Origin of the sequence: Nocardia shimofusensis NBRC 100134 (genome assembly GCF_001613125.1) — a bacterium.
Classification (GTDB): domain Bacteria; phylum Actinomycetota; class Actinomycetes; order Mycobacteriales; family Mycobacteriaceae; genus Nocardia; species Nocardia shimofusensis.
Map to the genome: position 1 here is coordinate 1 of NZ_BDBT01000011.1, position 13,145 is coordinate 13,145.

A 13,145-nucleotide genomic window follows, 5' to 3' on the forward strand; every position below is an offset into this window, starting at 1 on the left:
GCATCACCTCCCACGACACCGCCGGCGCGACCGGTGGCCCCGGCGGCACCGGCGACGCACCGCGCCGGTCCGCGCCCGGAACGGATTCCGCCGGGAGGGATCCCGCGGATCGCTCGGTCGCCGGCACGAGCGGCGCCGGCACGGACCTCGGAGGGAAATCCGAGACCGGACCGAAGCCCACCGGCGCGCAACGGTCCGCGGTCGGCGCCGACGGTACGGCGGCGGACGTCACCGGGCAATCCGGTACCGGACCGAACCGCACCGGTACCGACACATCTGTCCCCGCCGACCGCGCACCCCGCAGAAATCGCCGTTCCGGTCGCCGGCGCGGCACCGAAGGTTCCGAGGGACCCCGCGCCGATGGCATACCGGAACGCACCCGATCGGCGCCCCGGGAGATCCCGGAGGCCGCCGCCGCGGAGTCGGTCCGTCCCGCACCTCCCGCCGCGGCGCAGGCCGAAACCGGCGGTTCCGCCCCGGGCGCCGGCAGATCCAGGCGCGCCCGGGCACGGCGCGCACGCAACGGTGGATCGGGCGCCCGTGGCGGCGCGTCCGGCACCCGGGGCAACGCTCTCTCCGTTCGAGGCGGCGCTCAGAACGCCCGCGGTGGAGCTTCCAAGCAGACGGCACGAACAGAATCGGAGCAGCAGTCGTGACAGAGCCGAATCGAATCCAGGTCCGCACCGCCGACCCGTATCCGGTGATCATCGGCCGCGGCCTGCTCGGCGATCTCGTCGAGTCGGTGACCGGCGCGACGTCGGGCGTGCGGACGGTAGCGATCTTCCACCAGCCGACGCTGGCCGAGACCGCCGAAGCAGTGCGTGCGGCCTTGGCCGACACCGGGATCGACGCGCATCGCGTCGAGATCCCGGACGCCGAGGCAGGTAAGGATCTCGCGGTCGCGGGATTCTGCTGGGAGGTTCTCGGCCGGATCGGCCTGACCCGCAACGACGTCGTGGTGAGCCTCGGCGGCGGCGCGGCGACCGACCTCGCCGGTTTCGTGGCCGCCACCTGGATGCGCGGTGTGAAGATCGTGCACGTGCCGACCACCCTGCTGGCGATGGTCGACGCCGCGGTCGGCGGCAAGACCGGCATCAACACCGAGGCAGGTAAGAACCTGGTCGGCAGTTTCCACGAACCCGCCGCGGTGCTGGTGGATCTGGCGACCTTGGAGACCGTGCCGCGCAACGAGATCGTGGCGGGCATGGCCGAGATCATCAAGGCCGGTTTCATCGCCGACCCGGTGATCCTGGAACTGGTCGAACGCGATCCCCAGGCCGCTCTCGACCCGACCGGTGAGGTGCTGCCCGAGTTGATCCGCCGCGCGATCCAGGTCAAGGCCGACGTGGTGGCCGCCGATCTGAAGGAATCGAGCCTGCGCGAGATCCTCAACTACGGCCACACCCTCGGCCACGCCGTCGAGCGCCGCGAGCGTTACCGCTGGCGGCACGGCGCCGCCGTCGCGGTCGGCCTGGTCTTCGCCGCCGAACTCGGCCGGCTCGCGGGCCGTCTCGACGACGCGACCGCCGACCGGCACCGCGCGATCCTGGAATCCGTCGGCCTGCCGACCACCTACGACGCCGACGCACTCCCCCAATTGCTCGACGCGATGCAGACCGACAAGAAGACCCGTTCGGGCGTATTGCGTTTCGTCGTCCTCGACGGTCTGGCCAAGCCCGGCAGGCTGGAAGGCCCCGATCCCTCGCTGCTGGCTGCCGCCTACTCGGCGATCGCCCGCGAGGAGAGCCCGAGCGGCGGCGCGATCCTGCTCTAGAGCTCACCGGACGATCATGCGGACGACGCGGAATCGAGCGGGTACGAAGGCAATTCGTAGACGTCGGTTCCGCTCATCATCCTGATCATCACCGGTCGCAGCGGCCGCGAGACCATCAGCCGGGTCACGGCGCGGGTGAGCATCGAGCCGATCCTGGTGGTGGGCAGCATCATCGACAGGCCGCCACCGGGCAGTTCCTTCGCCTTCTCCAGGAACGGCGTCACCCCGGCCTCGTAGCGGGCCAGCGCCCCGACCGGATCGGCCGGATCGGCGGCGAGCTCTCCCGCGAGCAGGTATGCGCCGACCATGGCCATGGCGGTGCCCATACCTGTCATGGGCGAACCGCAGTAGCCCGCGTCACCGAGCAGGGCCACCCGCCCAGCCGACAGGTGCGGCATGTCGATTCGGGCCAGCTCGTCGAAATAGAAGTCCGGCGCATCGGCCATCGCGTCGAGGATGTGCGGAGTCAGCCAGCCCGCCTCGGCCAGCATCCGCCGGATGAGCCGTTGCTGGGCTCCGACATCGCGGCGCAGTGCCGGATCGGCGTCGACACGCAGCATGACGATCGCCTTGGACGTGGCGGGGTCGGCGTCGGGGCGGATGCCCACGGCGGCCCGCGGCACCATGCGCATCGCCATCCATCCCGGCTCGACTCCGGCCGGGGTCGGCACGGTGAAGTAGGACGTGTATCCGCCGAGATAGGTGGAGAACCGCTCTTCCGGGCCGAAGACGAGCCGCCGCATCGCCGAGTGGACACCGTCGGCACCGACGACCAGATCGAAGCGCTCGACGCCGCCCGAGGCGAAGGCGACCTCCACGCCGTCCTCGTCCTGCGTCAGCGCCTCGACCCACTCGCCATACCGGTAGTCCAGCGCACCGCCCGCCTCGGCCAGCGCATCCAGCAGCACCTGATTCAGGTCGCCCCGGGTGATCTCGATATCGGCGACCGGCCCCTTGCCGTCGAACATCTCCGCGGGCATGCGCACGTACGCGTGCCCGGTCCGGTCCACGTAGGTCATGCCGCGCTCGTCCAGCTGCCGTGCCCGGATGCCCGGCATCAGCCCCATCCGCTCCGCCACCTCCCGGCTCGGTCCCCGCAGGTCGACCGCCTGCCCACCGGGTCGTGGGCCACTCGCCCGTTCCACAACTGTGGCGCGGATGCCGGCCCGGACCAGTGGCAACGCCACGGCATTGCCCGCGATGCCGCCACCACAGACCAGAACGTGGAGTTCGGTACTCATGGGCTCACCTCTCCTAGAACGAATGTCTCAGACATTTGTCTAACAGAGGGTCGCACGGATGTCTAGAACAAATGTCTAAGACGCTGTTAGGCTGCGCGCATGGGAAACCGAGAGGACCTGCTGGAGGGAGCTCGCAAAGCGATTCTCGAGCGCGGGCTGGCCAAGGTCACCGCGCGCGATATCGCGACGGCGGCCGGGGTCAGCCTGGCCGCCATCGGCTATCACTTCGGGTCGAAGGACCGCTTGGTCACCGAGGCGCTCACCGAAGGTGTCGGCAGCGGCATCGGCGACCGCATGGAGTCGGCGATCCGCGATGCGGGCAATGACCTGCCGCTACGGGAAACGGTGGGGAAGACCTGGGACGAGATGGTCGCCATCCTGCGCGACCACCGCGAGGACATGATGCTGAGCCTGGAGAACCTGGTACGCGTCGCCCGCTCGGAGGAGTCGGGGCAGTACATGGCCGACGCGTCCGAGCACGCGTACGACGACCTGGCCGCCGCTCTGCGCGAGACCCACCCCGATCTCTCGGCGGAGCAGGCCCGCGCCCTGGCGAAGCTGTTGTTCACCCTGTTCCAGGGGATCGCGATGCTCTGGCTGGCGGCGCCGACCGCCGACCTGCTCGACGGCGACGAGCTGGCTCTCGCCGTCGACGCGCTGAAGAATCGCTGAACGGACGGTTCAGGCACCCACCGGCGCGGACTGCGCGCGGGCCTTCTCGACATCGTCGCTCTTGCGCCCGGCGAGCATGCGACCGATGCCGATACCGGCGAGCCCGGGGACGAAGATCAGCAGGAGGAAGAACGCCGAGCACGCGGTCGACTCGAACAGCAGGCCGTTGTCCCCGAGGTCGAAGCCGGGCAGGAAGTCCAGCAGCCAGCAGACCACGCTACTTCCTATGCCACCGAGGGCGCCGGCCTGCAACCAGCGGATCGTGAGATCGGACCCGCGCTCGGGATCCGGATGGGCTTCGCGGTCGCGGCGCCCGTCGAGCGCACCCCAGGCCACCACGGCGCCGAGCAGGACGACCAGGCACAGCAGCCGGAACCACACACCGTGCGTCGGCCAGTTCGCCATAGCGAATCCGAGCGCCACGCGCAGCGCGACGACCAGCGCGCCGAGCAGCAGCCCGCGCACGATCCAAGCATTCATGGTCAACACCATAACCGCCATCACCCCGGCGCATAAATAGAACCGGTGTCAGAAATGTGGGAATTTCACGAGGTCAGCGCGGCAGCCATCGCCGCCTTCGGCGCAGGCTGCCCGGTGAACTGCTCGACCTGGCCGAATGCCTGGTTCAGCAGCATGCGCAGGCCGCCCACGACGGTGTGCCCGGCGGCCTCGACAGCGATGGCCAGCGGTGTCGGCCACGGGTTGTAGATGGCGTCGAGGATCACCGGCGCGCGCGCGACCGCCCCTGCGATCAGCGCACCCGCCTCGGCGGGGATCGTACTGACCACGGCGTCGGCCTGCGCACAGGCCGGACCGATCTCCTCGGAATCGAAGGCGGTGAAGGAGACCGCCATGTCCAGCCGCTCGGCGAGTTCCAGCGCCGAGTACGCCCGTCCGGAATCGCGGGCGACCACGGTCACCGAGCGCGCGCCGAGCTCGCGCAGTGCGAGCAGCGCGGGTCGCGCGGTGCCACCCGCGCCCAGCACCACACCCGCTTCGACCGTGCGCACTCCGCCCTCGCGCAGGGCGCCGAGCACACCGTCGACATCGGTGCAGTCGGCTCGCCATCCGGCGGCGGTGCGCACCAGAGTGTTCGCCGAGCCCACCAGTACCGCGCGCTCGGTGCGCTCGTCGGCGTGGGCCAGCGCGGCCTCCTTGCCCGGCATGGTCACCGACAGCCCGACCCACTCCGGGCCGAGACCGTCGACCAGGGCGGGCAACTGCGCGGCGTCGCACTCGATGCGCTCGTAGGTCCAGTCCAGTCCGAGCGCCCGATACGCCGCCAGGTGCAACTGCGGCGACCGGGAATGCGCGATCGGCTTGCCGAGCACCGCGGCCCGGCGCGGGCCCGCGTTCGACGGCTCAACGGCCACTGTCGAGGATTCCACTGTCGAGCGCCTGATCGATATTGCTCAGGTGCTGGGAGTAGCTGTCGGTGAACAGCGTCGTGCCCTTCATGTCGATGGTCACGAAGTACAGCCAGTTGCCCTGCTCCGGCGATTCCATGGCGCGCAGCGCGTTCAGCGACGGCGCCGAAATGGGATTCGCGGGCAGCCCGGACATGGCGTAGGTGTTCCACGGCGTGACCCGCGCACGGTCGGCGTCGGTGGTGGCCACCTCGGTGGTGTCGAGCGAGTAGTTGACCGTCGAGTCGAACTGCAGCGCCTGCCCGATCTCCAGCCGGTTGACGATCACGCGGGCCACCTTGCCCATGTCCTGCGGCAGCGCTTCCCGCTCCACCAGCGAGGCGGCGATCAGCGTCTCGTAGGGGCTCAGGCCGGTGTTCGCGCCCGACTCCAGCAGTCCGGTGGACTCGTAACTCGCGGCGCTGGAGGTGATCAGCTCGCGCAGAATCGCCCGCGCGTCGCCGCTCGGATCGAAATCCCAGGTGCCCGCAGCGATCAGTCCCTCGAGCTGCCTGCGCTGGTCCGGCGCGGACCGGACCTCGGCTTCGGCCCAGCTCGGCACCCCGAGCGCGGCGAGATCATCGCTCGCGCCCGCGGCGTCGAGTTCCTCGTAGGTCACGCACTTGGCGGCCGCGCCCTCGCCGACGCAACTGGCGGCGGCGATCTTGGTGTAGATGCCTTCCTTGCGGGCGCCGGTGTTCACGTCGGTCTGATCGTGCAGCTGTCGGCCCTCGGAGATGACCATGTTGCCGACCCGCGCCTCCGGACTGAGCAACGCGGTCACCGCGTCGACGGCCGGGCTCTGGCTCGGGATCTGGTAGTAGCCGGGATGAATGGCGTTCATGCCCTCGTTCTGCACGGCGGCTTCGTAGAACGCCTCGGAGCTGGCGACGACACCCTTGTCGTACATCTCCTGCGAGATCTGGGTGGCGGTGTCGCCCGACTCGACCCGCACGACCACCACGGGACCGGCCGGTCCGGCGAAATCCGCGGGTGGGGTGTAGCCACCGGTCAGTTTCATGACCCCGTAGGTGCCCACGCCGCCGAGCAACAGCACCGCGAGCGCGATCAGCATCCAGCGAGTGTGCTTGCGACGGCCGTCGTCGCCGGCCGAACGCTTCGAACTCGGGCGACGGCGGGCGGCCTGCGGCGAGCGCGCGGCCCGGTCGGAACGCGCGGCCCCCGCGGCCTTTCTCGGACGCGCGGCGGGCGCGCCGCGCTCGGCTCCCCGGGTGCGACCGGCCGGACGCGAACGAGGGGCGGGCCTGCTCCGACTCGCCCGCGCGGTCTCCGTCCCGACCTCGTCGTCATCGAGGACCTCGTCGTCGAGGCCGTCGCGATCGGGCTCGTCGTAGGCGACATCGGGCTCGTCGTAGGCGGGCTGGTCGACGCGAGGAGCATGCTTCCCGCGGCTGCGCGCGACCTCCGCGTAGGCGGGGTCGTCGTCGGCGTAGCGCGGGATGACGGCGGTGTCGTAATCGTCTTCGTAGCCGCCACGGTCGCCGTAGCCACCGGGTGCGCCGTGCACCCCGGATTCGCCGTAGCCCGGCTCGTCGAAGCCGTCGTGGTCGCCCCACGAGTCGTCGAACTCACCGCGATCGTCCTCGTCGCGCTCCCACGCCGCATCGTCGCGCCGGTAGCGGCGCCCCGCCTCCCGCTGCCGGAAGGCTTCCTCGGCTCGCGCCCATCGATCCGTCATGCATCGTCTCCGGACGACGCGTCCCCGACCGACCTCAACACCGCACTCCGTTCGTCCAACCATCCTTGCAGGATCGATACGGCCGCCGCCTGATCGATAACCTGCCGCTGGCCACGTGCGCGAACTCCGCTGTCTCGCAATGCACGTGCAGCAGACACCGTAGTCAAACGTTCGTCGGAAAGGCGTATCGCCACGTCGGGCATTTCGGATCGCAATCTTTCAGCGAACGCGATGGCCATCGTGGCGGAGGTCCCCTTCTCCCCGCGCAACGTCCGCGGCAGGCCCACGACGACCTCCACAGCCTCGTACTCCCGCACAATCTCGGCAATTCTCACGATGTCGGACGAGACGGCACCGCGCACGGTTTTCTTCGCGCGCGGCACCGTCTCCACCGGGGTCGCGAGGATGCCGTCGGGGTCACTCGAGGCGACGCCGATCCGGACACTGCCGACATCGATGCCGATGCGTCTGCCCCGCCCGGGGTCGGTCGCGGGGTCGGGTCGATCGGAGCGCTCCTGCTCGCGCATCAGCCGGCGATTTCGGCCACCCGTGCACGGACCGCCGCTAGACCCGCGGGGATGCCCGCGGGATCGGACCCCGCCCCCTGCGCCATCTCGGGCTTGCCACCACCACGACCGGAGATGCTCGGGCCGAAGCTCGCGACCAGGTCGCCCGCCTTGAATCCGAGTTCCTGAGCCGGTTTGTTGACCGCCACCACGAACGGCACCTTGCCGTCGGTGTCGCCCAGCAGCACCACCACCGCGGGCTCGCTGCCGAACCGGCCACGGATATCGGTGGCCAGCGTCCGCAGATCGGCGGCGGCCACTCCCCGCGGCGCGGCGGCGGCGACCAGCAGCACGCCGCCGACGCGCTCGGCGTCCTCGACGAACTTCCCGGCCGCCGCCAGCACCGCCGCCACCTTGGTGCGCTCGAGTTCCTTCTCGGCGACCTTGAGTCGTTCCACCAGTTGCTCGACGCGCGCGGGCACCTCCTCGGAAGGCACCTTCAGCGAGGAGGCGACACCGGCGAGCAGCGCGCGTTCCTTGGCCAGGTAGCGGTAGGAGTCCAAGCCGACGAACGCCTCCACGCGACGAACACCGGAACCGACCGACGACTCACCGAGCAGCGTGATCGGTCCGATCTGCGAGGAGTGCTGCACGTGCGTGCCGCCGCACAGCTCCATCGAGAACTTCCCGCCGATCTCCACGACACGCACTTCGTCGCCGTAGTTCTCCCCGAACAACGCCAGCGCGCCCATCTGCTTGGCCTTGGGCAGGTCGGTGACGAAGGTGTTCACCGGGAAGTTCGCGCCGACCGCGTCGTTGGACACCGCTTCGATGTCGGCCTTCTGCTGCTCGGAGAGCTGTCCCTGCCAGTTGAAGTCGAAGCGCAGATAGCCGGGCTTGTTGAGCGAGCCCGCCTGCACGGCGTTGGGGCCGAGGACCTGGCGCAGCGCGGCGTGCACCATGTGCGTACCGGAATGCCCCTGGGTCGCGCCACTGCGCCAGGCCGGGTCGGCCTGCGCGAGCACCACATCGCCCTCGGTGATCTGGCCCTGCTCGACGGTCGCCTTGTGCACCCACAGCTTCTTGGCGATCTTCTGGACGTCGTTGACGCGCAGCCTCAGACCGCTGGAGGTGATGGTGCCGCGGTCGGCGATCTGACCGCCGGACTCGGCATAGAGCGGGCTGCGATCGAGGATCACCTCGACGTCGCTCCCCTCGGTCGCGGCGGGCACCCGGACGCCGTCGGCGATCAGGGCCAGCACACGGGCCTCGGAGGTGAGCTCGTCGAAGCCGGTGAACTCGGTGGCGCCACGGTCGACGAGCTCCTTGTAGATGCTCAGGTCGGCGTGCGCGTGCTTGCGGGCGGCAGCGTCCTCCTTGGCGCGGCGGCGCTGCTCGGACATCAGCTCGCGGAAGCCGTCCTCATCGACCGACAACCCGGCCTCGGCGGCCATCTCCAGGGTGAGATCGATGGGGAAGCCGTAGGTGTCGTGCAGGGTGAAGGCGTCCGAACCCGAGATCTTGGAGCCACCCCCGGCCTTCACCGCCGAAGCGGTGTTGTCGAACAGCGTCGAACCGGTGGTCAGTGTCTTGAGGAAGGCGGTCTCCTCGCCGACGGCCACGGTGGAGATGCGGCCGAAGTCGGTGGCCAGCTCGGGGTAGGACGGCGCCATCAAATCGCTGACGACCTTCATGAACTCCGCCATGACCGGCTTGTCGGCGCCGAGCAGACGCGCGGAGCGCACGATGCGGCGCAGCAGGCGGCGCAGCACGTAGCCACGACCGTCGTTGCCGGGGTTCACGCCGTCGGAGATCAGCATCGCTGCGGTGCGGGCGTGGTCGGCGATGACACGGAAGCGCACGTCGGAGGCGTGCTCGACGCCGTAGCTGCGGCCGGTCAGCTGCTCGGCCTTGTCGATGATCGGGCGAAGCAGATCGGTCTCGTAGACGTTCTCCACGCCCTGCAACAGCATGGCGACGCGCTCGATACCCATGCCGGTGTCGATGTTCTTCTTCGGCAGCGAACCCACCGGCGGATGGCCCTGCTTGGGGCTGAGCTCGCCACGGATGTCCTGCATGAAGACGAGGTTCCAGATCTCGAGGTAGCGGTCCTCGTCGGCGACCGGGCCGCCTTCCTTACCGTGGGCGGGGCCGCGGTCGTAGTAGATCTCCGAGCACGGGCCGCCTGGGCCGGGCACGCCCATGTCCCAGTAGTTGTCCTTGCCGTCGCGGAACTGGATCCGCTCCTTCGGGATCCCGGCCACGCGATGCCAGATCTCGGCGGCCTCCGGATCGGACTCGTAGGCGGTGACCCAGATGCGTTCGGGGTCGAAGCCGAAGCCGCCCTCTTCCTGCGGCTTGCTGATCAGCTCCCAGGCGAGGGTGATGGCCCCCTCCTTGAAGTAGTCGCCGAAGGAGAAGTTGCCCGCCATCTGGAAGAAGGTGTTGTGGCGGGTGGTGACGCCGACCTCCTCGATGTCACCGGTGCGCACGCATTTCTGCACGCTGGTCGCGCGCGGGAACGGCGGCGCCTCCTGGCCCAGGAAGTACGGCTTGAACTGGACCATGCCTGCGTTGACGAACAGCAGGTTGGGGTCGGCCAGGATCAACGAGGCACTGGGTACCTCGGTATGCCCGGCACGGACGAAATGGTCCAGGAAACGCCGTCGAATCTCATGGGTCTGCACAGCTATCGAGCCTACCGGGGCCGCGCACCCGATTTTTCAGCGCCCGGCACGCCCGGGGACGCGCGTCAGCGCCCGCGAACGATGCGGCGCAACTTCTCCACGCGCGAACCGATCTCGCGCTCGTAGCCGTGATCGGTCGGCCGATAGTAGTTCGCGCCGACGATCTCGTCGGGCGGATATTGCTGCGCCAGCACCCCGTCCGGATCGTCGTGCGGGTACTTGTAGCCCTGTGCGTTGCCCAGCTTCGCCGCGCCCGCGTAATGACCGTCGCGCAGGTGCGCGGGGACCGCGCCCGCCTTGCCGGCGGAGATATCGGCCATGGCCGCGGACAGCGCCGCCGGGACCGCACCGGACTTCGGGGCCGTCGCCAGGTGGATGGTCGCGTGGGTGAGCGTCAGCTGCGCTTCGGGCATCCCGATTAGCTGCACCACATGCGCGGCGGCGACCGCGGTCTGCAGCGCGGTCGGGTCGGCCATTCCGATGTCCTCGCTCGCCGAGATGACCAAGCGGCGCGCGACGAAACGCGGGTCCTCCCCCGCGCTCAGCATCCGAGCCAGGTAGTGCAGCGCGGCGTCGACGTCGGAGCCGCGGATGGATTTGATGAACGCGCTGACCACGTCGTAGTGCTGGTCCCCCGCGCGGTCGTAGCGCACGGCGGCCCGGTCCACGCTGGCCTCGACCAGTGCCAGATCCACCACGCCGTCCGCCGAGGACTCCGCCGAGGCCTCCAGCGCGGTCAGCGCGCGCCTTGCGTCCCCGCCGGCGATCCGCACGATGTGATCCAGCGCTTCGCCGGTCGCCTCGTACGCGCCGCCGAATCCGCGCGAGTCGGCCAGTGCGCGCTCGAGCACCACCCGGATGTCGGCATCGGTCAACGAGCGCAGTTGCAGGACCAGCGAGCGCGACAGCAGCGGGGACACCACCGAGAACGACGGGTTCTCGGTGGTCGCGCCGACCAGGAGCACGATCCGGTTCTCCACCGCGGCCAGCAGCGCGTCCTGCTGGGTCTTGGAGAACCGGTGCACCTCGTCGATGAACAGCACGGTCCGCTCGCCCGCGGTCAGCCGCCTGCGGGCGAGATCGATCACCGCGCGCACCTCCTTCACCCCGGCAGAAAGCGCGGACAACGCCTCGAACCGGCGGCCGGTGGCCTGGGAGATCAGCGCGGCCAGCGTCGTCTTCCCGGTGCCGGGCGGACCGTAGAGCAACACCGAAGCCGCGCCCGACCCCTCGATGAGACGACGCAGCGGCGAACCCGGTCCGAGCAGATGCTGCTGACCGACGACTTCCTCGAGCGAGCGCGGCCGCATCCGCACCGCCAGCGGCGCCTGGTCGCCGGGGCCACGGAAATCGACGCCCGCGCTGTCGTGGCCTGCCTCCGGCAGCGCCGCACCCGGCACATCGAAAAGCCCGTCGCTCATGTTTTCGACCGTACCGCCGCGCGCCGACACGGCGTTTCCCCGCCCGAGCCCGGCCCGATTTGCGAGGGCCGCCCGGATGGGCTGGGATCGTCGCGTGGCCGTGATGGATTCGATCGCCCGACGCACTCTGCTCAAGGGCGGTGCGGCCGCCTGCGCCGTGACCGCCGTGACCGCTGTGGCCGCGGCGCCGCGTGCGCGTGCCTCCGGCACGGTCTTCCGGCACGGCGTCGCCTCCGGCGACCCGCTGCCGACCGGTGTGATCATCTGGACTCGAGTCACCGTCTCCGACGACGCCACGCCCGGTTCCGGAGAGGGCGAACCCGCGGCCGTCTATTGGGCGGTCGCCCGCGACGAGGAATTCACGCAGGTAGTCGCCTCCGGCGCGGTCGTCACCTCCGCCGACACCGATCACACCGTGAAGGTCGATGTCTCCGGTCTGGCGCCTGGCCAGGACTATGTCTACCGCTTCACCGCCTTCGGCCAGCACTCCGCCGCCGGCCGCACCCGCACGGCGCCTGCCGCGAACTCCTCCCCCGACCGGCTTCGTTTCGGCGTGGTGTCCTGCGCGAACTGGGAGGCCGGAGCCTTCGGCGCCTACCGCAGGCTGGCCGAACGTGGTGATCTCGACGCTGTGGTCCACCTCGGCGACTACCTCTACGAGTACGCCCACGGCGAATACGGCACCGGACTGCGCACGCACGATCCCGTCCACGAGATCGTCACCCTGTCCGACTACCGGACCAGGCACGGCCAATACAAGACCGATCCCGACCTGATGGCTCTGCACGAGCGCGTGCCGTTCGTCTGCACCTGGGACGACCACGAGTCGGCGGACAACTCCTGGTCGGGCGGCGCCGGCAACCACCAACCTGCCGTCGAGGGCGCCTGGACCGACCGTCGCGCCGCTTCGGCGCGCGCCTACCTGGAATGGATGCCGGTGCGGGCGGACAGCGTCGGCGACGAGGTGAAGATCTATCGCCGGCTGCGCTTCGGCGACCTGGCCGAGCTGTCCATGCTCGACCTTCGCAGCTACCGCGACGAGGAGGTCGTCCCAGGCGCGCAGTGGCGCAGCGTGGACGACCCGGAGCGCACCATCACCGGCCACGCACAGTTGGAGTGGCTCACCGCGGGCTTGGTGTCGGCACCGGTGCAATGGAAACTGGTGGGCAATTCGGTGATGATCGCGCCGCTGTTGTTCCCGCCGTTGGACCCGGCGACCACCCAGGCGATGACCAGCGTCCTCGGCATCCCCCGCGAAGGCGCGCCCGTCAATGCCGACCAATGGGACGGCTACACCGCCGACCGGCGCCGGTTGTTCGAGGCGATCACCGCCGACCAGGTCGACAACGTCGTCTTCCTCACCGGCGACATCCACTCCTCCTGGGCCGCCGACCTCCCGGTCACCGCCGCCCCGCACGGCCCGAGCGCGGGTACGGAGTTCGTCGTCCCGTCGGTCACCTCGGCGAGCATCGGCGATCTGCTGGCCGCGCCACCGCGCACCGCCGCCGTGTCGGTGGAGACGGCGATCGCCGCGATCAATCCACACCTGCGCTACGTCGAACTGGAGTCACACGGCTACGGCGTCCTCGATGTCACGCGGGAACGAACCCAGATGGACTGGTTCTACCTCGCGAACGTCGCCGACCCCGCCTCGCCTGTGCGCCACGGCGCATCCTTCGCGGTCCCCAGCGGCGGGCGGGTCGAACCCCGTCCCGCTCCAGTCGGCTGAGCACCTGCTC

At 70.0% G+C, this 13,145-nt stretch carries 10 protein-coding genes; 3 read left to right on the top strand and 7 right to left on the bottom strand.

The genetic code is table 11. The annotated features are described in order from the left end of the window. The first annotated feature begins 652 nt into the window (after positions 1–652). Entirely contained in the window at positions 653–1,774 is a 1,122-nt protein-coding gene (aroB, locus tag NS3_RS14150) for a 3-dehydroquinate synthase (RefSeq protein ID WP_067859558.1), read from the top strand. 14 nt (positions 1,775–1,788) lie between these two features. On the opposite strand, the gene NS3_RS14155 is transcribed toward aroB, so the two are convergent. Further along, entirely contained in the window at positions 1,789–3,015 is a 1,227-nt protein-coding gene (locus NS3_RS14155) for an FAD-dependent monooxygenase (protein ID WP_067859561.1), read from the bottom strand. A gap of 99 nt (positions 3,016–3,114) precedes the next feature. Here NS3_RS14155 and NS3_RS14160 point away from each other — a divergent pair, with 99 nt between their 5' ends. Beyond that, a complete protein-coding gene (locus tag NS3_RS14160; protein ID WP_067859562.1) occupies positions 3,115–3,687 on the top strand; it encodes a TetR/AcrR family transcriptional regulator in 573 nt (190 codons plus the stop codon). A 9-nt stretch (positions 3,688–3,696) separates the two neighbouring features. On the opposite strand, the gene NS3_RS14165 is transcribed toward NS3_RS14160, so the two are convergent. From NS3_RS14165 to NS3_RS14190, 6 genes are all read right to left on the bottom strand, one after another. Continuing rightward, positions 3,697–4,167 carry a B-4DMT family transporter gene (locus NS3_RS14165; protein ID WP_245649613.1) on the bottom strand — a complete coding sequence of 157 codons (471 nt, stop codon included), beginning with the start codon at positions 4,165–4,167 and terminating at the stop codon, positions 3,697–3,699. A gap of 65 nt (positions 4,168–4,232) precedes the next feature. Continuing rightward, on the bottom strand, positions 4,233–5,060 hold the full coding sequence (locus tag NS3_RS14170) for a shikimate dehydrogenase (RefSeq protein ID WP_157101337.1): 828 nt from the start codon (positions 5,058–5,060) through the stop codon (positions 4,233–4,235). Further along, positions 5,050–6,792 carry an endolytic transglycosylase MltG gene (locus NS3_RS14175; protein ID WP_067859567.1) on the bottom strand — a complete coding sequence of 581 codons (1,743 nt, stop codon included), beginning with the start codon at positions 6,790–6,792 and terminating at the stop codon, positions 5,050–5,052. Before NS3_RS14175 ends, NS3_RS14170 begins: the two co-directional genes overlap by 11 nt. Then, the gene (ruvX, locus tag NS3_RS14180) at positions 6,789–7,322 is read right to left on the bottom strand and encodes a Holliday junction resolvase RuvX (RefSeq protein ID WP_373865310.1); all 534 of its coding nucleotides are present in this window, start codon (positions 7,320–7,322) and stop codon (positions 6,789–6,791) included. The genes NS3_RS14175 and ruvX overlap by 4 nt, the downstream gene beginning before the upstream one ends. Next, positions 7,319–9,985 carry an alanine--tRNA ligase gene (gene alaS, locus NS3_RS14185; protein ID WP_067859573.1) on the bottom strand — a complete coding sequence of 889 codons (2,667 nt, stop codon included), beginning with the start codon at positions 9,983–9,985 and terminating at the stop codon, positions 7,319–7,321. Before alaS ends, ruvX begins: the two co-directional genes overlap by 4 nt. 65 nt (positions 9,986–10,050) lie before the next feature. Next, positions 10,051–11,406, bottom strand: coding sequence for a replication-associated recombination protein A (locus NS3_RS14190; protein ID WP_157101338.1), 1,356 nt, complete (start codon positions 11,404–11,406; stop codon positions 10,051–10,053). A 103-nt stretch (positions 11,407–11,509) separates the two neighbouring features. Between NS3_RS14190 and NS3_RS14195 the strand changes: the two genes are divergently transcribed. Continuing rightward, on the top strand, positions 11,510–13,135 hold the full coding sequence (locus NS3_RS14195; RefSeq protein ID WP_157101339.1) for an alkaline phosphatase D family protein: 1,626 nt from the start codon (positions 11,510–11,512) through the stop codon (positions 13,133–13,135). The last annotated feature ends 10 nt before the right edge of the window (positions 13,136–13,145 follow it).